The 25,256-nt window shown below is 74.0% G+C and carries 19 protein-coding genes and 2 riboswitches; of the genes, 9 read left to right on the forward strand and 10 right to left on the reverse strand.

Annotated elements, in window-relative coordinates:
• Positions 1-30 precede the first annotated feature (30 nt).
• The 4 genes from purU to ACWCOM_RS09505 form a co-directional block, all read right to left on the reverse strand.
• A complete protein-coding gene (gene purU / locus ACWCOM_RS09490) occupies positions 31-903 on the reverse strand; it encodes a formyltetrahydrofolate deformylase (protein ID WP_454548493.1) in 873 nt (290 codons plus the stop codon).
• Between the two features lie 637 nt (positions 904-1,540).
• Positions 1,541-2,686, reverse strand: a complete 1,146-nt coding sequence (locus ACWCOM_RS09495; protein WP_454548494.1) for a VIT1/CCC1 transporter family protein — start codon at positions 2,684-2,686, stop codon at positions 1,541-1,543.
• 248 nt (positions 2,687-2,934) lie between these two features.
• Positions 2,935-4,347 carry a TY-Chap domain-containing protein gene (locus ACWCOM_RS09500; RefSeq protein ID WP_454548495.1) on the reverse strand — a complete coding sequence of 471 codons (1,413 nt, stop codon included), beginning with the start codon at positions 4,345-4,347 and terminating at the stop codon, positions 2,935-2,937.
• Positions 4,348-4,528: 181 nt separating this feature from the next.
• The gene (locus ACWCOM_RS09505) at positions 4,529-7,912 is read right to left on the reverse strand and encodes a DEAD/DEAH box helicase (RefSeq protein ID WP_454548496.1); all 3,384 of its coding nucleotides are present in this window, start codon (positions 7,910-7,912) and stop codon (positions 4,529-4,531) included.
• Between the two features lie 127 nt (positions 7,913-8,039).
• Here ACWCOM_RS09505 and ACWCOM_RS09510 point away from each other — a divergent pair, with 127 nt between their 5' ends.
• Positions 8,040-11,165 (forward strand): hypothetical protein, encoded by a 3,126-nt coding sequence (locus tag ACWCOM_RS09510; protein WP_454548497.1) that lies wholly within the window; start codon positions 8,040-8,042, stop codon positions 11,163-11,165.
• 58 nt (positions 11,166-11,223) lie between these two features.
• Here ACWCOM_RS09510 and ACWCOM_RS09515 read toward each other — a convergent pair whose 3' ends face one another.
• The 3 genes from ACWCOM_RS09515 to betT all read right to left on the reverse strand — a co-directional run bounded on the left by ACWCOM_RS09515 (position 11,224) and on the right by betT (position 16,594).
• A complete protein-coding gene (locus tag ACWCOM_RS09515) occupies positions 11,224-12,855 on the reverse strand; it encodes a GMC family oxidoreductase (RefSeq protein WP_454548498.1) in 1,632 nt (543 codons plus the stop codon).
• A gap of 101 nt (positions 12,856-12,956) precedes the next feature.
• On the reverse strand, positions 12,957-14,450 hold the full coding sequence (locus tag ACWCOM_RS09520; RefSeq protein ID WP_454548499.1) for an aldehyde dehydrogenase family protein: 1,494 nt from the start codon (positions 14,448-14,450) through the stop codon (positions 12,957-12,959).
• Positions 14,447-16,594, reverse strand: coding sequence for a choline BCCT transporter BetT (gene betT / locus ACWCOM_RS09525; RefSeq protein WP_454548500.1), 2,148 nt, complete (start codon positions 16,592-16,594; stop codon positions 14,447-14,449). Before betT ends, ACWCOM_RS09520 begins: the two co-directional genes overlap by 4 nt.
• A gap of 176 nt (positions 16,595-16,770) precedes the next feature.
• Between betT and ACWCOM_RS09530 the strand changes: the two genes are divergently transcribed.
• From ACWCOM_RS09530 to ACWCOM_RS09540, 3 genes are all read left to right on the forward strand, one after another.
• Complete coding sequence (locus ACWCOM_RS09530; protein ID WP_454548501.1) at positions 16,771-17,301, forward strand: TetR/AcrR family transcriptional regulator; 531 nt, start codon at positions 16,771-16,773, stop codon at positions 17,299-17,301.
• A 226-nt stretch (positions 17,302-17,527) separates the two neighbouring features.
• Positions 17,528-17,734 carry a transcription antiterminator/RNA stability regulator CspE gene (cspE, locus tag ACWCOM_RS09535; RefSeq protein ID WP_454548502.1) on the forward strand — a complete coding sequence of 69 codons (207 nt, stop codon included), beginning with the start codon at positions 17,528-17,530 and terminating at the stop codon, positions 17,732-17,734.
• Between the two features lie 104 nt (positions 17,735-17,838).
• Positions 17,839-18,027 (forward strand): hypothetical protein, encoded by a 189-nt coding sequence (locus tag ACWCOM_RS09540; protein ID WP_454548503.1) that lies wholly within the window; start codon positions 17,839-17,841, stop codon positions 18,025-18,027.
• A 98-nt stretch (positions 18,028-18,125) separates the two neighbouring features.
• Here the strand turns inward: ACWCOM_RS09540 and ACWCOM_RS09545 are convergent, their stop codons facing one another.
• Positions 18,126-18,419, reverse strand: a complete 294-nt coding sequence (locus ACWCOM_RS09545) for a hypothetical protein (RefSeq protein WP_454548504.1) — start codon at positions 18,417-18,419, stop codon at positions 18,126-18,128.
• Positions 18,420-18,427: 8 nt separating this feature from the next.
• Positions 18,428-18,541, reverse strand: a riboswitch (SAM riboswitch).
• Between the two features lie 261 nt (positions 18,542-18,802).
• Positions 18,803-18,928, forward strand: a riboswitch (SAM riboswitch).
• 13 nt (positions 18,929-18,941) lie between these two features.
• On the opposite strand from ACWCOM_RS09545, the gene ACWCOM_RS09550 reads away from it, so the two are divergent.
• Together ACWCOM_RS09550 and ACWCOM_RS09555 are read left to right on the forward strand one after the other, a co-directional pair.
• Positions 18,942-19,127 carry a hypothetical protein gene (locus ACWCOM_RS09550; protein WP_454548505.1) on the forward strand — a complete coding sequence of 62 codons (186 nt, stop codon included), beginning with the start codon at positions 18,942-18,944 and terminating at the stop codon, positions 19,125-19,127.
• Positions 19,128-19,149: 22 nt separating this feature from the next.
• Positions 19,150-19,533 carry a PIN domain-containing protein gene (locus ACWCOM_RS09555; RefSeq protein ID WP_454548506.1) on the forward strand — a complete coding sequence of 128 codons (384 nt, stop codon included), beginning with the start codon at positions 19,150-19,152 and terminating at the stop codon, positions 19,531-19,533.
• A gap of 3 nt (positions 19,534-19,536) precedes the next feature.
• On the opposite strand, the gene ACWCOM_RS09560 is transcribed toward ACWCOM_RS09555, so the two are convergent.
• A complete protein-coding gene (locus ACWCOM_RS09560; RefSeq protein ID WP_454548507.1) occupies positions 19,537-20,706 on the reverse strand; it encodes a glycosyltransferase family 4 protein in 1,170 nt (389 codons plus the stop codon).
• 113 nt (positions 20,707-20,819) lie between these two features.
• Between ACWCOM_RS09560 and ACWCOM_RS09565 the strand changes: the two genes are divergently transcribed.
• On the forward strand, positions 20,820-22,385 hold the full coding sequence (locus tag ACWCOM_RS09565; protein ID WP_454548508.1) for a cell division protein PerM: 1,566 nt from the start codon (positions 20,820-20,822) through the stop codon (positions 22,383-22,385).
• Here the strand turns inward: ACWCOM_RS09565 and ACWCOM_RS09570 are convergent.
• Entirely contained in the window at positions 22,280-22,780 is a 501-nt protein-coding gene (locus ACWCOM_RS09570; protein ID WP_454548509.1) for a hypothetical protein, read from the reverse strand. The two genes, ACWCOM_RS09565 and ACWCOM_RS09570, sit on opposite strands and share 106 nt — an antisense overlap.
• Before the next feature lie 59 nt (positions 22,781-22,839).
• On the opposite strand from ACWCOM_RS09570, the gene purN reads away from it, so the two are divergent.
• Together purN and purH are read left to right on the forward strand one after the other, a co-directional pair.
• Positions 22,840-23,412 (forward strand): phosphoribosylglycinamide formyltransferase, encoded by a 573-nt coding sequence (gene purN, locus ACWCOM_RS09575; protein WP_454548510.1) that lies wholly within the window; start codon positions 22,840-22,842, stop codon positions 23,410-23,412.
• 147 nt (positions 23,413-23,559) lie between these two features.
• Positions 23,560-25,170, forward strand: a complete 1,611-nt coding sequence (gene purH / locus ACWCOM_RS09580; protein ID WP_454548511.1) for a bifunctional phosphoribosylaminoimidazolecarboxamide formyltransferase/IMP cyclohydrolase — start codon at positions 23,560-23,562, stop codon at positions 25,168-25,170.
• The last annotated feature ends 86 nt before the right edge of the window (positions 25,171-25,256 follow it).

Below are 25,256 nucleotides of genomic sequence, written 5' to 3' on the forward strand. Positions count from 1 at the left end.
ACCCCGGCGGCCGCGGCGGGGTCCGCACGCTCAGACCAGGACGATGGTGCGGTTGCCGGAGAGCACCACGCGCCCCTCGGCGTGCCACCGCACGGCCCGCGAGAGGGCTTGCATCTCGGCGTCGCGGCCGACCGCCACCAGGTCCGCGGGGGTGTGGGCGTGGTCCACGGGGATGACGCGCTGGGCGATGATCGGGCCCTCGTCGAGGTCCGAGGTCACGTAGTGGGCGGTGGCGCCCACCATCTTCACCCCGCGCGCGTAGGCCTGGTGGTAGGGCTTGGCGCCCTTGAACGAGGGCAGGAACGAGTGGTGGATGTTGATGCACCGGCCCGACAGCTCGCGGGTCAGCTCGTCCGAGAGGACCTGCATGTAGCGGGCCAGCACCACGAGCTCCACGTCGTAGCGGTCGACCAGCCCGAGCAGCTTCGCCTCCGCCTGCGGCTTCGTTTCCGCGGTGACGGGCACGTGGTGGAACGGGATGTCGTGCCACTCGACGAGGCTCTTGTGGTCGAGGTGGTTGGAGACCACGGCCACGATCTCGATGGGCAGCTCGCCGATCCGGGTGCGGTGCAGCAGGTCGGTGAGGCAGTGGGAGAACCGGGAGACCAGCACGAGCACCCGCGTCCTGCGCTGCGCCGAGACCAGGCGGAACCGCATGTCGTGCCTCTCGGCCACCGGGGCGAAGCCCTCCGTCAGGGACTCCACGGTGGCCGTGCCGGCCTCGCTGACGGTGTGGCAGCGGATGAAGAACTCGTCGGTGAAGCGGTCGGAGAAGTGCTTGACGTCGAAGATGTCGCAGCCCTGCTCCGTCAGGTTCGACGTGATGGCGCTGACGAGCCCGTGGGCCTCGGGGCAGTGGACGGTCAGGACGTGTTCGACGGTCCCCGGGACCTGGTCGGGCATGGCGGAGCTCCTCGGTGCTGGGCGGGTGGTGGGCCGCACGGCACGGCGTCGGCCGGTGCGGCCCTACGATCCTAGCCCGGGCGGCCGGAGGCGCGGGACGGCGGGAGCGGCGCCACGGGCTCGGAGCCGAGCCGGCGCGGTGTAGACCGATGGCCGCGGGAACGGGCGGTAGGAGTCCGCCCGGCGCGGGGAGAGATGCGCCTCGCTTCGGAGGACCCGCGGCCATCGGCAGGCGTTGCACGCCTCAACAGAGGAGAGCCGTGGGCTGAGCGGCTTTCAGAGCGCGGGCGCCGGAGACGGTGCACCCCCCAGTGCGTCCGAATCGGTCGTGCCCGCGCAATTTCCCCCATTGCTGTGGTTCTCACCACGATCGCAACTTTATCCGACCCGGCGCCGTGTCGGCACCCGGTGTCCCCAGGAAATCTCCAGGAAGCCGTCCCGCGGCCCGGCCGCCGGACGGCCAGGGGAGCACGGCCCCGTCCTCCCGGCCGGGCGCCGCCGCGGGAATGCGCGCCTGACCAGCAGGTCCGTGCACTTCATCCGGCGCGGGCCGCCCGAGGCCCGCCCGGCGCTGTCCGCTCAAGTGGGGACAGCGCCCGGGGTCTGCGGTCGAGGACGCGGCACCCCGGAGCGTGGCTCAGGCCACGGTCGTGTTGAACAGCAGGCCCAGGGCGTAGGTGGCCAGGGCGGCCCCGTAGCCGATGGCCAGCTGGCGCAGACCCCGCTTCCAGGGGGAGGCCCCGGAGAGCAGGCCGACCAGCCCGCCGGTCACCACCAGGGCGAGGCCGACCAGCGCCAGCGCCAGGGCCATCGCGGGCAGCCCCGTCAGGCCCACGAGGTAGGGCAGGATCGGGATGACCGCGCCCGAGGCGAAGAAGCAGAAGCTCGACGCCGCGGCCCCCAGGTCCGTGCCCAGGGCCACGTGCTCCCGCTGCACGGGCTCGTCCTCGGCCGGGTCCTGGAAGGAGCGGGACGGGTCGCAGTCGCACTCGAAGAAGCCCAGGCGCTCCGCCGCCCGGTGCTCGGCGGCCTCCTCGCTCATGCCCCGGGCGCGGTAGATCAGCACCAGCTCGTTGGCGTCCAGGTCCAGGTTCGGGGCGACGTGCAGGGTCACCTGGGTCGGCTGGGAGGCGTCGAGCAGCTCCCGCTGGGAGCGCACGGACACGAACTCCCCGGCCCCCATGGACAGGGCCCCCGCGAGCAGCCCGGCGATCCCGGCGAAGAGCACCATCGCGGGGGACGTGCCGGTGGCGCCCACGCCCATGACCAGCGCGAGGTTGGAGACGAGGCCGTCGTTGGCGCCGAACACCGCCGCCCGGAAGTTCCCGGAGAGCTTGTGCCGGCCCTCGGTGGCCAGCGCCCGGACGATTTCCTCGTGCACCGCCTCGTCGGCGGCCATGGCGTCGGACGCGTCCTGCTCCCCGTCGTAGGGCGAGCGGCTCTCGGCGCGCTGGAGCAGGGCCAGGACGAAGACGGAGCCGAAGTGGGAGGCGAGGAAGATCAGCAGCCGGGAGTACAGGGACGGGCGGGCGTCGGTGGCGGCGTGCGGGCCCAGCAGCCGCACCCAGTGCTCGGCGTGGCGCTGCTCGGCCTCCGCGACCCGGAGCAGGATCTCCGCCTCGCGGCCGGTGCTGCGGGCGGCCAGCAGGCGGTAGATGCGGGCCTCGGCCCGCTCCTCCGCGAGGTACTTGCGCCAGCGCCGGATCTGGCCGCGCTCCGGCGGCCCCGGCCGGGGAGGGCGTTGCCCGGGAGCGGGGGAGGGGGCTGTCTGTTCGGGGCTCATGGGGCCTTCCTCGGGCCCGTCGCGGCGCACGGCGCGCGGGGCCCGGCCGGGGACGGGAGGTGGTCCGGAAGGTCTCGTTCGCCCGTCGTGGCGGGTGGGCTGCCGGGACTCCTCGTCGAGACCGGGATGGCGGCAGACCGACGGGCGCGCGGCACCCGGGAACTACTCCCCTTCGCTTCCCGACGAGTGTAGACCGGCGGCTCCGGCCCCCGGTTTCGGTGCACCGAAGGGACGCCGGCCCCGGCGGGTCAGGAGTCGATGCTGTCCGCGGCGTCCGGGGCCGGCCACCGGTGGCCCTCGGGGGCGATCACGGAGCTCTCCTCCCGGTTCTCGGCGGGGAAGGAGCCCACCCCCCAGTGGAACCGGTAGGGGTCGGAGCAGCCCCAGCCGAAGCGCAGGCCCTCGACCAGCTTCTGCGCCGCCTCCGGGAAGCCCAGCGGGCCGGTCGTCCAGGGCTGGTTCCACGCCGAGGGCTCGTTCCACTCGTCCTCGTGGAAGAACGTGGCGTCCACGGGCCAGGCCGCGTGCGTGAGCTGGCCGCCGGAGACCACGGAGCACTCCACGCCGTGGGGCCCCACCCCGGCCCACGCGACCGGGGCCTCCGAGTGGTCGTCGCAGCGCTCGTACTCGACCACGAGGAAGTCGTTCCAGGGCAGCCGGGCGAGCACGGTGGCGATGAGCCGCCGCAGGTCCTCCCACACGTCCTCGTCGACGACCGCGGAGGCCGTGCCGGGGCCGACCACGCCGATCCCCGCGCGGCCCAGCATCTCCTGCGCCTCGGGGGTGGCCAGGTCGGACCAGGTCCGCGTGTCCGAGAACCCCTCCCCGACGGGCTCCCCGGCCGGCTGGCGGGTCGAGGCGAAGCGCATGGCCTCCTCCCAGGAGCCGAAGAACCGCCGGACGCCGTCGAAGTACGGCCGGCGGGTGCTGGAGGCCTCCTGCTCGACCACCCAGCGGCCGTACCGGGCCGTGGTGGGGTGGTGGCCGGTGCTGCGGCAGTGGGAGAGGAAGGCCGTCACCGCCGCGGCGTACTCGTCCTCCGTGAAGACGTGCTCGGGGGCGGGCGCGGCGCCGGCCCGCAGGCCGATCCGCTCGAGCGCCGCGTCCCAGTGCCCACCGCCCAGGCGCCGGGCGACCACGCGCTCGGGGACGGGCCAGTAGTGGGCGATCCCGCACAGGAAGTTCGCGTCCGTGCACAGGCTCAGCCGGGCGAGCTCGTAGGCGTGCGCGCTGAGGGGGCCGCCGGCGGTCTCCGCGGCGCAGTGCTGCTGGGCCGCGCCGATGAGCCCCAGGGTCCGCTGCGTCAGGGTGCCGTCGGGGTCCGAGCCGGCGAGCAGCGCGGTGACGTCGCGCACCACCACGGTGCTGAGGTGCAGGGCGGCGTAGTCGCGGGCGGGGCCCAGGCCCAGGTGCTGCGCCATGACGAGCCAGACGCCGGCGCCCACGGCGCCGTCGGTGACCTCGGGGGCCGCGGACTCCTGCGGGAAGCGCTGGCCCAGCTCGGCGATCGCCGCGTCCAGCAGGACGGTGGGCTCCTCCGGGAACAGCAGCTGGAAGCGCATCCGCACCTGTCCGCGCGTCATGCCGCGGTCGGCCATGGCGCGGATCAGGGAGCCATAGCGCTGCACGAAGGCTGCGAGGCCCGCCACGGCAGTGGGCACGGAGGGTCCTCCGGTCGGTCGGTCGGTCGTCGGACGCCCGGTCGGGGAGACCGGGGAGGGGCGTCCCTCGGGAAGGTAGGGTGCGCACTGCCGATCCTAGTCGGTGGAGGGTGGCGCCCAGGCGTCCCGGGGGATTGTGACCGGCGGATGACGGCGCTGCTCCTGCGGGCAAAACCGCAGGTCAGGGCGCGATCAGCCCCCGGATGTCCTCGGCCGTGAGCGCGCTGGAGAACATCCGGTCGTCGTCCAGCACGGCCGTGAACAGCCGGGCCTTGCGCTCCTTGAGGGCCATGACCTTCTCCTCGATGGTGTCCCGGGCGACGAGGCGGTAGACCATGACCTTCTTCTGCTGGCCGATGCGGTGGGTGCGGTCCACGGCCTGCTCCTCCGTGGCGGGGTTCCACCACGGGTCGAGCAGGAAGCAGTAGTCGGCCTGGGTGAGGTTCAGCCCGAAGCCGCCCGCCTTGAGGCTGACCAGGAACACGGGCGCCTCCCCGGAGGTGAAGCGCTCGAGCACCCGCGCCCGGTCGGTCGTCGAGCCGTCCAGGTAGGCGTAGGGGATCCGCAGCTCGTCCAGGCGGGCCGCGGCCTTCTTGAGGAAGCTCGTGAACTGGCTGAACACCAGCGGGCGGTGGCCCTCGGCCACGATCTCCGGCAGGTGCTCGAAGAGCAGGTCGAGCTTGCTCGACGGCACCTCCGCCTCGGGGTCCACGAGGGACGCGTCGAGGCTGAGCAGGCGCAGCGTGGTCAGGGACTGGAAGATCGTGAACCGGTTGCGGTCCAGGTCCCGCAGCAGCCCCAGGACCTTCTGCCGCTCGCGCTGCAGCCGGGTGTCGTAGAGCCGGCGGTGGGCGGGGGAGAGCTCCACCTCGATGGTCTGCTCGAGCTTGGGCGGCAGGTCCAGGTCCACGGACTCCTTGGTCCGCCGGAGCATGAGCGGCTTCACCCGCCGGCGCAGGCGGGCCAGCGCCGCGGCGTCCTCCCCGCGCTCGATGGGCCGCTGGTAGGTCTCGGTGAACTTCCGCCGCGACGGGAACAGGCCCGGCGCCGTCAGGGACAGCAGCGCCCACAGCTCCACGAGGCTGTTCTCCAGCGGGGTGCCCGTGATCGCCAGCGTGAACGGGGTCTCGAGGTCCCGGACCGCCCGGTGCGCCTTGGTCCTGGGGTTCTTGACGAACTGCGCCTCGTCGAGCAGCACCCCCGCCCAGCGGATGCCCCGGTAGGCGCTCTCGTCCAGGCGCAGCAGCGTGTACGAGGTGACGACCACGTGGGCGCCGGCGGCCGTGTCCGCGAGCGCGGTGCCGGCCTTGGCCTGGGTGTCGGTCACGCCCACGGCCGTGAGGGACGGGGCGAAGCGGCGGATCTCGGCGACCCAGTTGGGGACCACGGAGGTGGGCGCCACCACCAGGAAGGGCGGGAGGTCCGGGTCGCGCTCGACGGCGCGGCAGATCAGGGCGATCGCCTGGACCGTCTTGCCCAGACCCATGTCGTCGGCGAGGATCCCGCCGAGGCCGTGGTCCCACAGCACGCTCAGCCAGGCGTAGCCGTCGCGCTGGTAGGGGCGCAGCTCGGCGTGCAGGGACGCGGGCACGGCGGGCGCCTCGACCGTCCCGAGCTCCAGCAGGGAGCGCACCGACGCCCGCCAGGCCTCGGCCTGGTCCGTCTCGGCCGCGAGGTCCTCGAACTCCTCCCACAGCCCGGCCTGGTGGCGGTGGATGCGCAGCGGGCCCTCGGGGGTCTCCTGCAGGGCGCGGGCCTCGGCGATGAGCTCGCGCAGCCGGTCGAACTCGGGCCGGTCCAGGGAGAACCACGACCCGTCCGGGGCGAGCATCACGTCCTGGCCGAGGTCCAGGGCGCGGAAGACGTCGGCGAAGGAGATGTAGAACTCGCCCACCTTGACCGTGACCCCCAGGTCGAACCAGTCGCGGCGCTCCGTGGGGGCGGTGCTGACGGTGATGGTGGGCGGGTCGGTGATCTGCTGGTAGGCCGGGCGCCCGCCGGTGTGCTCGATCCGCAGGTCCGGGATCTGCTCCAGGGCGGGCAGCCACTGCCGCACGAGCACCAGGGCGTCCGCCGCCACGTAGCTGGAGCGGCGCAGGTCCACGCCCGGGGCGCGGTGGCGGACCGCGGCGGTGACGGCGGTCTCCCAGGAGGACTCGCGGTGCACCGGCTCGTCGGCGAGGGGGTCCACCGGGCGGAAGGGCAGACGGACCCGGTCTCGGCCCTTCTGGTACTCCCACTCCCACCGGGCGCGGATGGTCAGCTCCTGGTGCTCCAGGGTGAGCACCAGCTCGGGGTCGGCGACCTGCGGCAGCTCGATGGACCCGTCCCCGCTGTCCACGTCCATGCTGCGGTGCAGGCGGGGGAAGTAGCGGTCGAAGAACTCCTCGACCTCGTCCGGGGGGATCGACAGCCCGCCCGCGGTGTCGAGGAAGCGCCGCTGCTCCCGGGTGAGCCGGGTGGCCAGGGGCACGAGGCGCAGCGGGAAGGCGTTGAGGTCCTCGGTGTCCGCGACGTCCCGGGGGTCCCCGTCCGGGGCGAACAGTCCGTGCCCGGGGTCGCCGATGATCCGGGCGGTGTCCAGGGCGATCCGGCGCCCGCCGCTGTCCACGGTGGGCCGCAGCTGCAGGTCCTCCCCGGGGCCGCGGACGACGTCCACGTGGAAGCGTCCCGGTTCCTCGACCGTCACCGGCAGCCCGTGCTCCCGGCCGACCAGGGTGATCCCGGCGTCCTCGGCCCGGGCGAGGATGCCCCACAGCAGCGGGGAGGCGTAGGAGTCCAGGCGGATCCAGTGCCGGTCGTGCACCGCGTAGGGGGTGCGGGTGGCGCTCAGCGCCCGGAGCTCGTCGAACCAGTCCGCCTGGCCGGGGCTCAGCGGCCCGGCGCCGGGCTCCCCGCCGACGGTCTCCCAGTCCAGGCCGCCCTTGATCCACTGGCCCCGCCGGCCCCTGCGCACCGGACGCACGTAGAGGTGCCACGGGGAGCCGGTGCGGCCCGTGCCGTGCACGTAGCGGTAGGGCTCGCGGCGCAGGTCGAACTCCAGCGCCACCCCGGACGGGTCCTCCGGGGCGGCCGGTCCCGCCCCGCCGAGGATCTCGGCCAGGGCGTCCTTCCAGTCCGCGGGCTCCTCCGGGCCGGTGGCCGGGCCGCCCGCCGCCGCGCCGCCCCACGCCGCGCTCCCGGTCGTGCTGCCGGTCGTGGTCGCGGCCCTGCCTCCGGGCGAGGAGGGCGCGGCGGCGCCGCCGGGCCGGTGGGCGCGCACGGCGGTCTCGAAGTTGTGGCGCAGCACCGTGGCGACGGCGTGCTTGCAGAAGCCCCCGGCGGGGCAGCTGCACCACGCCGGCCCCGGGGCGCCCCCGGTGCCCACGCGCACGGTGACGCTGTACACGGAGCCCGAGCCCTCCACCTCGGCGGAGAGGCTGCCCGCCCCCTGGCTGCCCGGGGACCACCGCACCGTCCGGACGCGCCCGGCGCGGAAGTACTCCTGGCCGCGCTGGAAGACGGCCGGCCCGGAGGCGGCCACGAGCCGCCGGGCGTCCACGAGGGGACCGGGGAGGGAGTGCATCCCTCCACCGTATCCGCCCCCGCGGACGAACCACGAGCGTGCGGAGGCCCCCCGCGGGCTATCTATAATCGAGGCGACCCCTCGAACGACGACAGCGGCCCCACGTGCGGCCGCGGACGGAGGACTCGTGCCCGACACTGCTGGGCTCCGCCTCGGAGACCATGCCATTGCCGACAGTGCCGAGGAGCTCGCCTATCTCCGGTGGAACGACGCCGTCTGCGCGGCCTTCTTCGGCCCGGAGCGGGCGGGAGAGCTGATCTACCTCGACCTCGACGACAAGATCCTCGCCGCGATCGGCGAGGAGCGCGGGCTGGACGGGCCCTCCGCGCTGCGGGCGCTCGCGGACTCCGTGACCCCCCTGCTGGTGACCGGGGACGGCCGGCGCTCCGTGTTCGACGTCTTCAACCGCCTCAACGGCCAGTGGTACCGCGCCACCCGCCGCAGCCTGGACTCCATCGCGGAGATCCCGCCGCCGCCCGTCGTCGCGCTGCTGGCGCTGTTCGCGCTCGCCGGGCGGCACATGTCCACCCTCGCGGCGCGCACGGGCAACAAGTCCGTCTCGACCTTCTTCCTGCCGCTGACCGTGCTGCTGCAGGCCGGCCCGGACAACGCCAAGGCCCTCGAGGCCTCGTTCAAGAAGGACACCGAGGCGTACTGGGACGCGCTGCGCTACTGGCTGGAGCTGCGCGACGGCGAGATCGGGCTGCCCACGGCCTACGCGGTGAACCAGCGGCCCGTGGGGCTCGCGCTGTCCCAGACGATGTTCGGGGAGGCGGAGCGCCGCCAGCTGCACCGGATGTTCGAGGACTTGGGGATGACCACCGCCCAGGGCCTCTCCGCCGCCGAGCTGGGGGTCTACCTGGACTTCTGGCTGGACATGGCCGAGACCAAGGCCTCGAAGGCCATGAAGCAGGTCTGGGCGAACCCGCTGACCCGGGAGCCGGGACTGGAGATCGCCCTGGCCGAGCTCGCCGTGTGGGAGCAGTCCCGCGAGCAGGCCCGCGCCGAGGTCCGCGCGCACGTCCGCGGCCCCGGCCGCAGCGCCGTCAAGTCGTGCTCGCTGTCCCTGACGGACAGCACCGACTACGTGGGCAACCCTGTGTTCGAGCTCGGCTTCGTGGTGCCCAAGCGGTTCCTGTCCGGCCGGGAGGTGGAGCTGGAGACCACCGCCGGTCCCCGCACCGTGTTCCTGTCCTTCATCGGGGACGCCTTCCTGGGCGTGTCGGCCTACACCGCCCGCACGGACCCGGGGACGCTGCTCGGCGGGGCGCTGCGCCTCAGCGCCGGGGACGTGCGCTTTGAGCGCAATCCGCGGCCGGTCGTCGTCTTCGCCAAGGACGGGTTCTCGGACACCTTCATCTCGGTGGACCACATCCCCGCGGCCTGGCCCTGCCGGATCATGGTCCGGGACGAGCCGGAGTGGATCGCCCAGATCAAGCGCGTGCTCGACGACTCCGCGTCCCCGGACTACCGCTTCGTGGAGGCCGGCACGCACGGCCTCGCGGAGGGCTGGGTGATGTTCGACGACGTGCAGGTGCTGCGGGCGGGCAACCCGGAGCTCACCGCCAACGACAACTTCTCCGGCCTCGTGCCGCGGCTGGTGCCGGCGGTGACCCTCTCCGGGGGGCTGCGCATCCCCGGCGACGTGGTGCGCTGGTCCACGCAGCGGCCCCCGCAGGTGACGATCACCTCGGACTCCGACGTGCCACTGACCGTGGAGTGCGAGTGGCGCAATCCGCACTCCTTCAAGCTGGAGAAGGCGAAGCTGGCCGAGGCCCGGGTGCCGCCGTTCCAGATCTCCCTCCAGGGCACGCCCCTGGCCCGGGCCGACGGGACGCTCCGGCCCAACGACTACACCCTGGTGCTCAAGGCCGGGCGCACGGTCAGGCAGCGCCGGGAGTTCAAGCTGCGGGACTCGTCCTTCTACCTGACCCAGCGCTCCCTCGGCTACGAGGGGGAGATGGTGCACGTGGCGGACGAGCCGCTGTGGCCGGTCACCGCCTCCACCGTGGGCCGGCTGCCCGAGCATTACGTGCAGGGCGCCTTCGACAACCTGCCCGCGCGCCCGGCGCCCGGGGCGCACGAGGTGCCGGGTGCCCCTGGCTGGCACTCCTCCGAGGGGCAGCTGCTGCTCGAGCGCACCAACGTGCTGCCCGAGCCGGAGGGACGCTCCTGCCTGGCCACCGGCCGGCACCGGATCGTGCTGCCCGCCATGGAGCCGAAGGCGAAGGCGCCCTGGATCTTCGGGGAGTGCGCCCAGTGCGGGCTGCAGAAGCGCTATCCCGGGCGGCTCACGAAGCCGTCCGCGATCACCTCCACCGGGTCCGTGGAGGCGCTGCGCTTCATCGGTCCCGACGAGGGGGAGTACCCCACGTCCTGGGCGCCGTTCCGCGACGCCCTCACCTTCCTGGGCGGGGGCAAGCGCTCCAGCCTGTCGATCCTGGCCCGGCAGCTGGAGGACTCGGAGCGGTTCGAGGAGTGGTTCGTGGGCCACCTGCAGGCCCTGGGCTTCCTGGAGGTGGTCCGCGACGAGCACTGGACCGTGCGCCGCTGGCAGGTCTGCGGGCCGTCCCTCACTCAGCTCGTGGACGGCTCCGTGCTGCTCACCGGCGGGTGGACGCCGGAGAAGGAGTCCGTGGTGGCCGAGGCGGCCGCCGCGCAGGAGGCCTCCGTGGTGGTGCTCTCCCCGGAGGACCACGGGACGACCCTGCTGCAGGACGTGGACCTGGAGAGGCTGCAGGCGGCGCTGCCCGCGGGCTTCTGCGACGTGGTGCTCGACGCCGGGCCCGCGATGCTGGAGACCCTGCCGCCGCTGTCGGAGGTCGAGGCGCACCTGCGGCGCGCGGAGATGCAGTACAACGGGGTCGCCGAGCGGTTCGTGCCCGAGGACGCCACCTGGGAGTCCACCGAGGACCGGAACCGGCCGGGGCTGTACCGGATCAACCACCACCACCGGACGCGCTACGCCTTCCGCACCCCGGCCGACGTCGAGTCCGGCCACGCGCGGTTCGTGGCCTCCGGGATCGGCAAGCACCTCGCCGCCCGGCAGGCCGGGGTGCCGATCGTCTCCTACGACCCCGAGCTGGAGCTGCTGTCCGTGCCCATCGGGGCGGAGCTGGCCGGGCTCTACGCCCGCGCCGCGGTGCTGTGCTCGGGGCTGCTGCCCGCGAAGGTGGACGAGGATTTCTCGCTGAACTACGGGGACGTCTCCCCGGAGTTCGCCCAGGCGCTGGTCGACAAGCTGATGAGCTGAGCGGCTCCCGCGCGGCGGGCCCCGGGTCTCACGACCCGGGGCCCGCTCCCGTCCGCGGCTAGGCCGTCGGCACGGCCGCCCGGTCCTCGGCGGCCGCCCGGTCGACGGCGTCCGCGGCGATCAGCTCGGCGGCCCGCTCACCGATCATGTAGACGGTGATGTTGGGGTTGACGGTCACCAGCTCCGGCATCACCGAGGCGTCGGCCACCCGCAGCCCGCGCACGCCCTTGACCCGCAGCTGCGGGTCGAGCGGGGACATGGCGTCGTCCACCGGGCCCATCCGGCAGGAGCCGGCCGGGTGGTAGACGGTGTTGTGGGTGCGGCGCACGTAGTCGGCGATCTCCTCGTCCGTCTGCACGTCCTCGCCCGGGAACAGCTCCCGCCCGGCCCACTCGGCCAGCGGGGACTGCGCCACGATCTCGCGGGCCCGGCGGATCCCGGCGGTCATGATCCGCATGTCGTAGCCCTCGGGGTCGGTGAAGTACCGGGGGTCGACCTTCGGCTTGTCCCGGAAGTCCCGCGAGCGCAGCCGCACGGTGCCGCGGGAGCGGGCGTGGGTGACGTTGGGGGTGAGGCAGAAGGCGTTGTCCGCGGTGGGGTAGCCCTGCCGGTAGGTGTGCATGTCGAAGTTGACGGAGCCGTAGTGCATCATCAGGTCCGGCCGGTCGCCGTCGGGGTCGATCCGGGTGAAGATCCCGGCCTCCCACCACTGGGTGGACTCGGTGACCATCGGCTTCCTCGCCTCCCACTGGATCACGCCCTCGGGGTGGTCCTGCAGGTGGGAGCCCACGCCGGGGGAGTCCACGAGCACGTCCACGCCGACCTCGCGCAGGTGCTCGGCGGGGCCGATCCCGGAGAGCATCAGCAGCTTGGGGGTGTCGACGGCCCCGGCGGAGACGACCACCTCCCGGCGGGCGCGCACGGTGCGCGCGGTGCCGAAGGCGTTGTCGACGACCTCCACGCCCACGGCCCGGCCGTCCTCCACGACCACGCGCGTGGCCTGGGTGGAGTGCAGGACCGTGAGGTTCGCCCGGTCCGCGGCGGGGTGGAGGTAGGACACCGAGGCCGAGGCGCGGGTGCCGTCGGGCCGGCGGTTGATCTGGAAGAAGTTCGCGCCCTCGACCACGGTCTTGCCGGTGTTGAACGGCGTGCGGGGAATGCCGGCCTGCTCGCAGGCCTCCAGCAGCGCGACGCCGCAGGGGTCGGCGTCGGGGATCTGCATGAGGTGCACGGGCCCGTCGTGGCCGTGGTGGGCGCCCTCGTCGTCGTTGGTCTCGAGCTTCTGGTAGAGCCGGAAGGCGGTCTCGGCGTTCCAGCCCTCGGCGCCGTGGACCTCCTCCCACTCGTCGAGGTCCTCGGCCGGGGCCCAGAACGCGATGCACGAGTTGTGGGAGGAGCAGCCGCCGAGCACCTTGGCCCGGGCCATGCGCATGAAGGAGTTGCCGTTCTCCTGCTCCTCGAGCGGGTAGTCCCAGTCGTAGCCGGACTCGAGCAGCTCCATCCAGCGGCTGAGGGTGAGCACCTCGTCGATGCCCCGGTCGTGCGGGCCGGCCTCGACGAGCCCGACCGTCACGGCGGGGTCCTCGGAGAGCCGCGCGGCGACGACGGCTCCGGCGGAGCCGCCGCCGACGACCAGGTAGTCGAACTCCTGCGGGGTCTCGGGGGCGTGGGTGGGGCTGGGCGTGCTCATGTCTCTCCTCGACGTCTCGGGGTCTCGTGGTCTCAGGGGTGCCCGGGCCCGGCGGCGCCGTCGTCCTCCAGGGGCGACGACGGCGCCGGGGCGGGCACGGGTCAGTGCGCGGCGAACCAGCCGGTCACGGCCGGGGCGGTGTTCTGGTAGACGTGCTTGAGCTCCTGGTACTCGCCCAGGCCGGTGGGGCCGAGCTCGCGGCCGATGCCGGACTGCTTCATCCCGCCCCACTCGGCCTGCGGCAGGTAGGGGTGGAAGTCGTTGATCCAGATCGTGCCGTGGCGCAGGCGGGCGGCGACCCGCTGGGCGCGTCCGGCGTCGGAGGTCCACACGGCCCCGGCGAGGCCGTAGATGGTGTCGTTGCCGATGGCGACCGCCTCGTCCTCGGTCGTGAACGTCTCGACCGTGACGGTGGGGCCGAAGGCCTCGTCGTGCACGCAGTCCATCTCGCGGGTGCAGCGGTCGATCACCGTGGGCCGGTAGAAGAAGCCCTGCTCGAGGTCCAGCGAGCCGTCGGCGGACGCCCCGGCGGCGAACGCGCCGCCGGTGCGGATCCGGGCGCCCTGCTCGCGGGCGTGCTCGACGTAGGCGTGCACCTTCTCGCGCTGGGCGGCCGAGATCAGCGCGCCGGTCTCGGCCTGCTCGTCGAAGGGCCCGCCGAGCCGGATCCGCTCGGCGCGGCGGACGAGCTCGTCGACGAAGCGCTCGGCGATCGACTCCTCGACCACCAGCCGCGCCCCGGCGGAGCAGACCTGGCCGGAGTGCACGAACGCGCCGTTGAGGGCGTTGTCCACGGCGGCGTCGAAGTCGGCGTCGGCGAAGACCACGTTGGGGTTCTTCCCGCCCAGCTCCAGGGCGATCTTCTTCACGGTGGGCGCGGCCGCGGCGGCGACCGCCCGGCCGGTGAGCACCCCGCCGGTGAAGGAGACCAGGTCCACGTCCGGGTGGCTCGACAGCGGTGCGCCGGCCTCGGCGCCGGCGCCCAGCACGAGGTTCGCCACGCCGTCGGGCAGGCCGACCTCCTGGAGGACCTGCATCATCAGGATCGCCGTGTGCGGGGTGAGCTCGGCGGGCTTGAGCACGAAGGTGCACCCGGCGGCGAGCGCCGGGGCGATCTTCCAGGCCGCCTGCAGCAGCGGGTAGTTCCAGGGCGTGATCATCCCGCACACGCCCACCGGCTCGGTGACGACCGTGGAGACCACGGCCGGGTCCCCGGCGTCGACGACGCGGCCGGCCTGCTCGGCGGCGTTCTTGCCGAACCACGTGAAGCAGGCGGCGATGTCGTCCATGTCGATCTCCGACTCCACCAGGCGTTTGCCGGTGTCGAGGGACTCGGCGCGGGCGAACTCGTCCTTGCGCTCGCGCAGGCGGGCGGCGACCCGCAGCAGCAGGTCCCCGCGCTGCGGGCCGGGCACCGAGGACCAGCGGCCGTCGTCGAAGGCGCGGCGGGCCGCGGCGATGGCGCGCTCGGTGTCCTCGGCCGTGGCCTCGGCCACGACGCCGACCTCGGTGCCGTCGGCGGGGCAGACGATGGTGCGGGTGCCGCCGGCGGCGGCGGCCGCCCAGCGTCCGTCGATGAACAGGGTCTCGCTCACGGGTGTGCCTCCTTCGGCACCGCGGGGAGCTGCCCCGTCGGCACGTCGTGGATGTCGGTGGACCAGTCGGGGTGGCCCTGCTCACCGTCCTGGAGGACGGACGGGCCGGTGTGGATGCTCAGGAAGGCCAGATGCGCCTCCCAGCTGTCGAGGACGTCGTTGATGACCTGCTCGTGGGACCAGTCCATGACGTCGGTGCCCTGGGAGCCGGTCTCGTTGAAGACCTCCAGGCGGTAGTAGAGGTCCGAGTCGGGGTTGGTGCGGTGCCCGCCGAAGGCCGGCACGGGGGTGGCCACCGGATAGACCTGGTAGCAGAAGTCCCGGTCCCCGCCCATGCGCACGGTCAGCGTGTGCTCGGACAGGTCCTGGTAGCCGACCACCGAGCTGGTCAGCCCGGCGTCGCGCCCGTGGGCCCGGAACTCCTCGACGACCTCCGTCAGCGCGGGCACCAGCACCTCGTCCTCGTAGCGGCGCACGGCCTTGGGGCCCGGGAACGACCCGGTCCGGGAGAGCCTGCGGCGCCAGTGGCTGTCCGGGCCGGGGATGCGGGAGGCGGCCGCGGAGCGGCGGGTGGAGCTGCGCCCCTCGCGCTGGGAGCGCTCGGCGCGCAGCGCCTTCCAGAACCCGATCATGATCAGGTACATCACGATCGAGAAGGGCAGGCCGATGATCAGCGTGGCCGCCTGCAGGGTCGGGACCCCGCCCACGAGCAGCATCGCCAGGGTCAGCAGACCGGTGGCCGCGGCCCAGAAGACGCGCAGCCACTTGGGCCCGTCCTGGGTGGGGTCCTGGATGGTCGAGGTGAACGTGGACATCACCAGGGCGCCCGAGTCGGCGCTGGTGACGTAGAACAGCAGCCCGGCGAGCGAGGCGAGCGCGATGAGCACCGGCGCCCCGGGGTACTGCTCGAGCAGCGAGTAGAACGCCCGCTCGGGGGTGTTCATGGCGGCCTGGCCGAAGGCGTCGTCGCCTCCCGTGACGATCGCCAGGGCGCTGTTGCCGAAGACCGAGACCAGGATGAGGATGAACAGGAACGGCACGGTCAGGGTCGCGATCACGAACTCGCGCAGGGTGCGCCCGCGGGAGATCCGGGCCAGGAAGAGCCCGACGAACGGCGCCCAGGCGATCCACCAGGCCCAGAAGAACAGGGTCCACCCCGCCATCCACTCCGCCGCGCCGGTGTAGGCGAAGGTGTCCAGGGTCAGCCCGGGCAGCGCGGCCACGTAGTCGCCGAGGTTCTGCACCGTGGCGTCGAGCAGGAACGAGGTCCGGCCGGCGAGGAGCACCCAGACGACCAGCGCCACCGCCATGAGGACGTTGAGCTCGGAGAGCCGGCGGATGCCCTTGTCCACGCCCGAGACGCACGAGGCCGTGGCCATCACCACGGCCACGACGATGAGCCCGATCTGCGCGGCGACGCCCTCCTCGATCCCGAACAGCAGGTACAGGCCGTAGTTTAGCTGCACCACGCCGATGCCCAGCGAGGTGGCCACGCCGAAGATCGTCCCCAGCAGCGCCGCGATGTCCACGGCGTCCCCCGTGCGTCCCTGCACCCGCTTGCCGATCAGGGGATAGAGGGCCGAGCGGATGCTCAGGGGCATGTTCCACCGGTAGGCGAAGTAGCCGAAGGCCATGCCCATCAGGGCGTACATGGCCCAGCCCGTGACGCCGTAGTGGAACAGCGTCCACACCACGGCCATGCGGGTGGCCTCGGCCGTGCCGCCGTCCCCGGCGGGCGGGCCGTAGTACTGGGTGACCGGCTCGGCCACGGAGAAGAACAGCAGGTCGATGCCGATGCCGGCCGCGAAGAGCATCGCGGTCCAGGTGAACAGGTTGTACTGGGGCTTGGAGTGGTCGGGGCCCATCTTGATGCTCCCCTCGCGGGAGAACGCCACCACCAGGACGAACACCGTCACCACGGTGGCGGTCAGGACGTAGAACCAGCCCATGTTGGTCGCGATCCAGCCGACCACGGCGCTGATGGCCGCGGACGCCTGGTCGGGGGCGAGGATCGCCCACAGGGAGAACAGGACGATGGTGACGGCCGAGCCGGCGAACACCCTCCGGTTGACGGTCGGACGGGGGCGCCGGGCGCCGGCGGGGGCATCACTCCGGGACGTGCTGTCGTGCACGGCAGTGGTCATGGGACGGATCCTCCTGTGGAGAGTGGTCCGGGGCGCAGCGCACCCGGTGACCGGTCCCGGGGGGACCGGACGGGGTGGGACGGCGTCCTCCTGTGGTGGGCCGGTGCGGTGCTGCGGATCACACCGGCCGTGCGCAACATCGTGACACCATCCTTCCGGTTGGTAAAGTCCCTCCCATGAACAATTCCTCCCGGGAGCGGATCCTCGACGGCGCCCTCGAGCTCATCCGCAGCGGCGGCACGGTCTCCCTCGCGTCGGCCGCGCGGCAGGCGGACCTCACCAAGCCCGGGGTGATGTACCACTTCCCCACCAAGGAGGCCCTGATGCTGGCCCTGGTGGACCGGGTGATGGACGGCTGGGACGCGCAGATGGCCCGCCGCCTCTGCGCCCCGCCGGAGCAGGTGCCGGCCGACGAGCGGCTGCGCGCCTACCTGGACTGGTGCCTGTCGGGGGAGGTCGACGAGACGGATCTGGTGATGCTCACGGACCAGCGGCTGCGCGCGACGCTCAAGGAGCGCTGGGTGGCACGGGTGACGCCGTGGGTGGACCTGCCCGAGGACCTGCCCCCCGGGCACCGGAGCCGGCTGCTGGCCGTGCGGCTGCTGGCCGACGGCGTGTGGTTCGCCGACGCCGCGGGCGTCTTCGCCCCCGACCAGCAGGAGCGGGCCCGGCTGCGGGACGTCGCCGAGGCGCTGCTGGCCGGCTGAGCGGCACGGACCCGGCAACGCCCCGCGGCGGCCGCCGCGGGGGTGGCGGGGCGCCGGAACTCGTGTAGAGTGGATCGGAGTTGTTGAGGTTGTCGTTTTTGTATTTCAAGCAGTTCGGCCCATCCGGGTGCAGCAGTTTTTCTGAGAAGACGTTTTCCGCGCATCGCAACTCCTGTGTTTCTCGAACGTCGGGAAACGTACATCTCACGAAAGATCAGGTCTCACCATGACTACCGGTATCGTCAAGTGGTTCAACGCTGACAAGGGCTTCGGCTTCATCACCCCCGAGGACGGCTCCAAGGACGTCTTCGCCCACTTCTCCGCGATCAACTCCAGCGGCTTCCGCTCCCTGAACGAGAACGACCGCGTCGAGTTCGAGACCCAGGACGGCCCGAAGGGCCCCCAGGCCGCGAACATCACCGTCATCTCCTGACGTTAGCTCCGCCGGGCCCACGAGCCCGTTGATCGTCCAGAACCGCCGTCGGGCCTGCGCCCGGCGGCGGTTCTGCCGTACCCCCGCAATCGGCAGGAGCGCGCATGACCGGTCCCGTCCCGCCCCGCCCGCCGGACGAGGAGGACCCCTTCGTGGTGAACCGGGTCCCCGACGCCGAGCTCGACGTCTCCGTGCCCTTCGAGCTCGAGGTCTCCGAGTGGGACCTGGACGCCCCCGCCGAGGGGGCGGGGGGAGAGGGCTGGGGATCGCCCGGGGACTACGGGCTGGAGTGAGGCGCTGCCCCCGCGGGACCCGTTCCGCGGGGGCGCCGACCGCACGGCGAAGGCCGCAGCCCGCCGGGCTGCGGCCTTCGCCGTGTCCCGCCCGCCGGCTACGCCGACAGCGGGAGGGACGCGGGGTGGAGCTTGAAGAACGGGTGCCGGCCGGTCGCGGCCAGGGCGCCGGGGACGAGGAGCTGGCGGTACTTCGCGCACCATTGCGCGGTGCCCGCAGCGTGCTCCGCCGCGGCGGCGAGGTCGTCGGCCTCCGGGCTGAGGTACTCCTGCACGTCGCCGTCGGTCGAGGTGAGCCGGACGAGGTGCAGATCGGGGAGGGCGGTGACGGTGACGTCGACCCACTCCTCCCGCTGGTCGGTGGAGGGTGTTCTTTCTTCGGACATGGTCATGTTTTCTCCTGACGTTCTTGCGGGCATCCGGTGTCGTTGCCCGCCGCTTCGTCATCCGATCCACCCGGGAACATCGGGTTGGCGCGCAGCGGGTCGGAGCCCCTCCGCGGTCCCTCGGGAGGGCGGTCCGCCCTCCGTTCGAGCACGCGGACGCCGCATCTCGAGAAGCAGCTCCAGGCTACCGCGCGCCTCCGACAGACCGACAGGACCGGCATGGCCGGTGTCACCGAACCGTAATGTCGGGGCTCGCCCGGGTGCGCGGGGCCCATTCCAGCGCAGCGATGTGTCGGCGAGGTGTCGCCGCGGTGACGGGGCGGGGAATGCCGGCTCACGCGCCCGGCCGGGCGGGACCGGGCCGGGGCGATGTGGTTGAATGGGGGCAGCTTCAAGAGATCCGGTCGACAAGCTCCGACTTGGCCGGGCACCAACCCCATGTTCACGGGTGGTTCGGATGACGAAGCGGCTCGCATCGCCGCCGTGGCGGCACCCGCTGCGAGCAAGAGCGCCCGAAGGATCCCGGTCATGTCAGACGCCCTTCCCATCGTCGCCGCCCGCCCGGGCGGCCCGGCCCCCGGTCCCGCCGCCCCGGCCGCGCTCGGCTGCGCGGCGATGAGCATCGACGACTACGCCCGCGTGGTGCAGGCGCGCACGGAGTTCGTGGACTTCCTGCTGGCCCCCGCCCGCGGCCGCCTCGCCGCCGCGGCCTGAGGACCGGCGGAGGACCGACCCCGTGGACCTGCTCCTGGACCGATCCGTGCTGCTCGGGGTGCGCACCCCGGAGCGCTCGCCCGAGCTCGCCGGGGTCCTGCGCCGGCACGGCCACCGACGGCTGTTCCTGTCCGCCCTGGTGCTGGGGGAGCTGCTGTCGGACCGGCCCGACGAGGCGCGGTGGACCGAGCAGCTGGAGCTGCGCTTCCCGGACCGCGTGCTGCCCGTGGACGCGGCCGTGAGCAGGGCGTGGGGCGCCCTCGGCGCCGCCGGGACCGCCGATCCGGTGGCCGGGCTGACCGCCGCCACCGCGCTGGTGCACGGGCTCACGGTGCTCAGCGCCGAGCCCGGACGGTACGCCGGCACGGGCGCTCCCGTGCTGGAGGCGGTCCCCGCCCGGGGCTAGGCCTCAGGCGGTCCGTCGGTGGCGGGGACCGTGGGCGCGGGCGCCCAGCGCCACGGCCCGGTCGTAGTGCTCCAGCAGCTGCCCGACCAGCACGTCCCACGTCCGCCCCTGCACGGCGGCGTGCGCGGCGGCCCCGAAGGCGGCCCGCTTGGCCTCGTCGCCGACCAGGTCGGCCACGTGGCCGCGCAGCGCCGCGAGGTCCCCGGGCGGATAGAGCCAGCCGGTGCGGGAGGAGTCGACGAGGTCCACCGGGCCGCCCCGGCCCGTGGCGACCACCGGCACCCCGGAGGCCATGGCCTCCTGCACGGTCTGGCAGAACGTCTCGAACTCGCCCGGGTGCACGAACACGTCGAGGGAGGCCATGATGCGGGCGAGGTCGGCCCCGGAGCGGCGGCCGGTGAAGTGCGCGCCCGGCAGGCGGCGCCGCAGCGCCTCCTCCTCCGGTCCCGAGCCCACGACGACGAGGCGGGTGCCGGGCAGGTCCGCGACCGCGGCGAGGTCCTCGACCTGCTTCTCCGGGGCGATCCGGCCCACGTAGCCCACGATCCGGCGGCCGCCCCCCACCTCGGCCCGCCACCGCTCGTCGCGGTGCCGCGGGCAGAAGCGGGCGGTGTCCACCCCGCGCCGCCACAGGTGGACGTCGCGCACCCCGTGCGCGGTGAGCTGTCCCACCGCCGAGGAGGACGGGGCGAGGGTCAGGGTCGCGGCGTTGTGCATGCTCCGCACGTGCCCCCACAGCAGCTGCTCGAGGAAGGGGGCCCCGTACTTCGCCGTGTAGCCGGGCACGTCCGTCTGGTACACGGCCACGGCCGGCACCCCGAGCTGCTGGGCCGCGAGGATCGCCCGCCGGCCCAGGACGAACGGGGAGGCGACGTGGACGACGTCGGGGCGGAACCGCTCCAGGTGCCGGCGCACCCGGGCCACGGTCCCGCCGGCCACGCGCACGTCGGGATAGCCGGTGAGCGGCAGGGCCGGCAGCCGGTGCACCGGCACGCCGTCGAGGTCCTCGACGACGTCCTCGGCCAGGCGCCCGAGCGGCGCGGGGGCGTAGGAGGGCGCCACGACCACCACGTCGTGCCCCCGGGCGCCCAGCTGCTCGACGACCCGCAGGACCGAGTGGGTGACACCGTTGAGGTGGGGGAGGAACTGCTCGGCGACCACGGCGACTCTCATGGCGCCGAGCCTTCCGGGCACGGGCGTCCGCGGGGGGATCGGCACGTGGCCCGCCGGTGAAGGCCCCGTGAAACCTCGGCCCGGGCGCCGGCGGCGTGGGAGGATGGACGGTGATGAACTCCCAAGGCTCTTCCTCCCCCGCCCCCTCCGCCGACCGCCGCGGCGTGCCCATGCCGCTGTGGCTGCAGGGCGTGGTGGAGCTCGGCTCCGTGGCCGTGGTCTCCTACCTGCTGATCCTGCTCACCGTGCTCATGGTGTGGCTCGCCGACGGCTTCGACTCGCTCGGGCTGACCGGCAGCTTCGTCCTCTCCGGCCAGGTGTGGCTGCTGGCCCACCTCACCCCGCTGCAGGTGGCCCTGGACCCCGGGGCCGGCCTGCCCGCGACCACCGGGGCCGTCACCCTCGTCCCGCTGGGCCTGACGCTCGTGCCCTTCGTACTGGCCTGGCACGCCGGCCGGCGGCTGGCCCGGGCCTGCTGGGAAGGGCAGTTCTGGCAGCCGTACCTGAGCGGGCTCGCGGTGTACTCCGCCGCGGGGGCCGTGGCCGCGCTGCTCTTCGGGACCGGAGAGGTCTCGGCGGGGCCGGCCGCCGCCGCGGTGTTCCCCCTCGTGCCGGTGGCCCTGGGCGCGTTCGTCGGGGCGTACCGGGCCTCCCGCTCCCTGCCCGGGCTGATCGGCGTCAACGCCGCCGCGTGGGTCGAGCGGACCAGCCAGTACTCGCGGTGGGCCGGCTCCTACGTGTGGGCGGTGCTGCGGGCGGGCTTCGTCGCGGTCGTCGCCGGGGTCGGGGCCGGGGCGGCGCTGCTGGCCGCGGCGCTGCTGTGGAACTGGAACGACGTGGTCAACGTCTACCAGCGGCTGGGCACCGGGGCCCCGGGGGACACCGCCCTGACGGGGCTGCAGCTGGGCTACCTGCCGAACCTCGCCGTCTACGCCCTCGCGTGGGCCACCGGCGCGGGCTTCGAGGTGGGCGAGGGCACGCACGCCTCACCGCTGGGCACACGGACCGGGCCGGTCCCGCTGCTCCCGGCCCTGGCCGCGCTGCCGCCCGGCGAGCTGCCGTCCTGGTCGGCGGTCGTGGTCGTGCTGCCGGTCCTGGCCGGGGTGCTCGCCGGCTGGTGGTTCGTGCGGGAGGGCGAGAACCACCTCGACGACTGGATGGCCATCCGGCTGCCGGCCCGCTGGATCACCTTCCCGCTCTCCACGCTGCTGACCGGGCTGTTCGTCGGCGCGGTCGCCGGCGTGCTGGCGATGCTGCTCAGCCTGCTGGCGCAGGGCTCGCTCGGGCTGGGCCGGCTCACGGTGATCGGCCCGGACGGGCCGGACGTGCTGCTGTGGTTCGGGGCGGAGGTCGCCGTGGGGGCGGCGGTGGGCTGCCTGGTGGGCCCGTGGCTGGAGCGGGAGCCGCCGTTCGCGCCGCTGGGCGCCGCCGGAGCGGGGCCCGGCCACGGGCCCGGTGCGGACCACGGCCGGGCGGGCCGGCGGGAGGCCCGCCGGCGCCGCCGGGCCGAGGCCGCGGCGCGGCGGGCCATGCGCTCGGCCGGCCCGGCGGGAGGAGCGGGCGGCAGCGCGGCTCAGGGGCGCGGCGTGGCCGACGCGGAGGACCCGGAGCCGGTCGGGGCGTTCGACGTGGACGCGCCCGCGGCGCCTCCCGAGGCCCCGGGGTCCCCGGAGAGATAGCTCCAGATCCCGTCCTCGAGCTGCTGCTGGCACTGCGCCGTCCCCGAGAGGGTCAGCGTGCTGGACACGCACTGCTGGTAGGCCTCGGCCACCGGCCACAGCAGCAGCCGGGCCCCGCCGGTGGCCAGGCCCAGGGCGCCCAGCACGATCGCGGCGACCGCGCTCACCACCAGCAGCGCACGCCGGCCGGCGCCGCGCGAGCGCGCGAGCGCCGCGATGCCCAGGCCGAGCCCGGCCGCCGCGGCGACGAGCCCGCCCACCGTCGGCCACAGCCCGGAGCCCACCAGCACGAGGGCCACCGCCGCGCACACCAGCGCGGCTCCCGCCGTGCGGGTCGTGGCGGCACGCCGGGCGTCCGCGGGGGCCGGCTCGGGATGCGGGCGGGGAGGGGTCATGCACCCCACTCTAGGGCACCGTCCGGACCGCCCCGCGCGGCCCGACTAGACTCGAGCCCATGCGCATCGTGGTCATGGTCTCCGGTTCCGGCACCAACCTGCAGGCGGTCCTCGACGCCGTCGGCGCGGGCCGGATCGACGTCGAGATCGCGGCCGTGGGGGCGGACACGCCCTGCCGCGGGCTCGAGCGCGCGGAGGCGGCCGGGATCACCACCTTCCTCGTCCGGCCCGCGGACCACCCCGACCGGGCGCGGTGGAACCGGGCCCTGCAGGAGGCGGTCGCCGCCCACGCCCCCGACCGGGTGCTCTTCGCCGGGTTCATGCGGATCGTGGACGCCGAGTTCGTCGAGGCGTTCCGCGGCCGGATCGTCAACACCCACCCGTCCCTGCTGCCCTCCTTCCCCGGGGCGCACGCGGTCCGGGACGCCCTCGCCCACGGGGTCAAGGTCACCGGGGTGACCGTCCACGAGGTCGTGGCCGACGTCGACGCCGGCCCGATCCTCGCCCAGGCGGCGGTGCCGGTGCAGGAGGAGGACACGCAGGAGCGCCTGCACGAGCGGATCAAGGCCGCCGAGCGGGAGCTGCTCGTGGACACCCTGGGCCTGCTCGCCCGCTCCGTCCCGGCGCGCTGAGCCGCCGGGCGCGGCGCCCGCGGACGGGGCCGCCAGCACGGTCGGGCAGCACGGTCGGGCGGCACGGCGGGGCGTCGCGTCGCGGGTCCGTAAAATGGTCCCCGGCGGTGTCCGCCGGCAGCCCCGATCCCGACGCTTGGAGAATCTGTGAGCCCCATCCGACTTGACCGCGTGCCCATCCGACGGGCCCTGGTGTCCGTCTACGACAAGACCGGACTGGACGACCTGGCCCGCGGTCTGCACGAGGCCGGGGTGGCCATCGTCTCCACCGGCTCGACCGCGCGCCGGATCGCGGAGGCGGGCGTGCCGGTGACCGAGGTCTCCGAGGTCACCGGCTTCCAGGAGTGCCTGGACGGGCGGGTGAAGACCCTGCACCCGCGCGTGCACGCCGGGATCCTCGCGGACCGCCGCAAGCAGGAGCACGTGGACCAGCTCGCGCAGCTGGGCATCGAGCCGTTCGACCTCGTGGTCGTGAACCTCTACCCGTTCGTGGACACCGTGCGCTCCGGGGCCGGCCAGGACGAGGTGGTCGAGCAGATCGACATCGGCGGCCCCTCCATGGTGCGCGCGGCCGCGAAGAACCACGCGGCCGTGTCCGTGGTGGTGGACCCCGCCTCCTACGGCGCGGTGGTCGAGGCCGCCGGCGCCGGCGGGTTCGACCTCGCGGCCCGGCGCCGGCTGGCCGCCGCGGCCTTCGCCCACACCGCCGCCTACGACACGGCCGTGGCCACGTGGACGGCCCAGCAGTTCGAGCAGGACGAGGACGCCGCCTTCTGGCCGCCCTACGCGGGGCTGGCCCTCGAGCGTTCCGCCTCCCTGCGCTACGGCGAGAACCCGCACCAGAAGGGCGCCCTGTACGTCGACGAGGCGGCCGCCCCCGGCATCGCCCAGGCGGACCAGCTGCACGGCAAGGAGATGTCCTACAACAACTACGTGGACGCCGACGCCGCCCTGCGCGCCGCCTACGACTTCGACGAGCCGGCCGTGGCCGTGGTCAAGCACAACAACCCGTGCGGCATCGCGGTGGCCACCCCCGGCGCCGAGGACCCCATCGCCGACGCCCACCGCAAGGCTCACGCGTGCGACCCGCTCTCCGCCTACGGCGGCGTGATCGCTGCGAACCGGACGGTGACCCGGGCGATGGCGGAGACGGTCAAGGACATCTTCACGGAGGTCGTCGTGGCCCCCGGCTTCGAGCCCGAGGCCCTGGAGATCCTGCAGGCCCGGAAGAACATCCGCCTGCTCGAGCTGCCCGAGGGCTTCGCCCGCGACGCCCTCGAGTACCGGCAGGTCTCCGGCGGGGCCCTCCTCCAGGTCGCCGACCGGCTCGACGCCGCCGGCGACGACCCCGCCGCCTGGACCCTCGCCGCCGGGGCGCCGGCCGACGAGCGGACGCTGGCCGACCTCGCCTTCGCGTGGAAGGCGCTGCGGGCCGTGAAGTCCAACGCGATCCTGCTCGCCGAGCAGGGCGCCTCGGTGGGCATCGGCATGGGCCAGGTCAACCGGGTGGACTCCTGCAAACTCTCCGTCGAGCGCGCGAACAGCCTCGGCGAGGACGGCGCGGAGCGCGCGCACGGGTCCGTGGCGGCGTCGGACGCGTTCTTCCCCTTCGCGGACGGGCTGCAGGTGCTGCTCGACGCCGGCGTGCGCGCCGTCGTCCAGCCCGGCGGGTCGATCCGGGACGAGGAGGTCGTGGCCGCGGCCGAGGCCGCCGGCGTGACCATGTACTTCACCGGGGCGCGGCACTTCTTCCACTGATCCGCCGCCCGGCGCGGCGGCGCCGGGCACGGCAACGGCCGCACCCCTCAGGGGTGCGGCCGTTGCCGTGCCCGCCGGCCGCCCGG

It is taken from the genome of Kocuria sp. KH4 (assembly GCF_053711175.1).

Coding starts and splice junctions, on each gene's coding strand:
- purU (WP_454548493.1), bottom strand. CDS start 903: ATGCCCGACCAGGTCCCGGGGACCGTCGAACACGTCCTGACCGTCCAC.
- ACWCOM_RS09495 (WP_454548494.1), bottom strand. CDS start 2,686: ATGAGCCCCGAACAGACAGCCCCCTCCCCCGCTCCCGGGCAACGCCCT.
- ACWCOM_RS09505 (WP_454548496.1), bottom strand. CDS start 7,912: ATGCACTCCCTCCCCGGTCCCCTCGTGGACGCCCGGCGGCTCGTGGCC.
- ACWCOM_RS09515 (WP_454548498.1), bottom strand. CDS start 12,855: ATGAGCACGCCCAGCCCCACCCACGCCCCCGAGACCCCGCAGGAGTTC.
- betT (WP_454548500.1), bottom strand. CDS start 16,594: ATGACCACTGCCGTGCACGACAGCACGTCCCGGAGTGATGCCCCCGCC.
- ACWCOM_RS09530 (WP_454548501.1), top strand. CDS start 16,771: ATGAACAATTCCTCCCGGGAGCGGATCCTCGACGGCGCCCTCGAGCTC.
- cspE (WP_454548502.1), top strand. CDS start 17,528: ATGACTACCGGTATCGTCAAGTGGTTCAACGCTGACAAGGGCTTCGGC.
- ACWCOM_RS09540 (WP_454548503.1), top strand. CDS start 17,839: ATGACCGGTCCCGTCCCGCCCCGCCCGCCGGACGAGGAGGACCCCTTC.
- ACWCOM_RS09545 (WP_454548504.1), bottom strand. CDS start 18,419: ATGACCATGTCCGAAGAAAGAACACCCTCCACCGACCAGCGGGAGGAG.
- ACWCOM_RS09550 (WP_454548505.1), top strand. CDS start 18,942: ATGTCAGACGCCCTTCCCATCGTCGCCGCCCGCCCGGGCGGCCCGGCC.
- ACWCOM_RS09560 (WP_454548507.1), bottom strand. CDS start 20,706: ATGAGAGTCGCCGTGGTCGCCGAGCAGTTCCTCCCCCACCTCAACGGT.
- ACWCOM_RS09565 (WP_454548508.1), top strand. CDS start 20,820: ATGAACTCCCAAGGCTCTTCCTCCCCCGCCCCCTCCGCCGACCGCCGC.
- ACWCOM_RS09570 (WP_454548509.1), bottom strand. CDS start 22,780: ATGACCCCTCCCCGCCCGCATCCCGAGCCGGCCCCCGCGGACGCCCGG.
- purN (WP_454548510.1), top strand. CDS start 22,840: ATGCGCATCGTGGTCATGGTCTCCGGTTCCGGCACCAACCTGCAGGCG.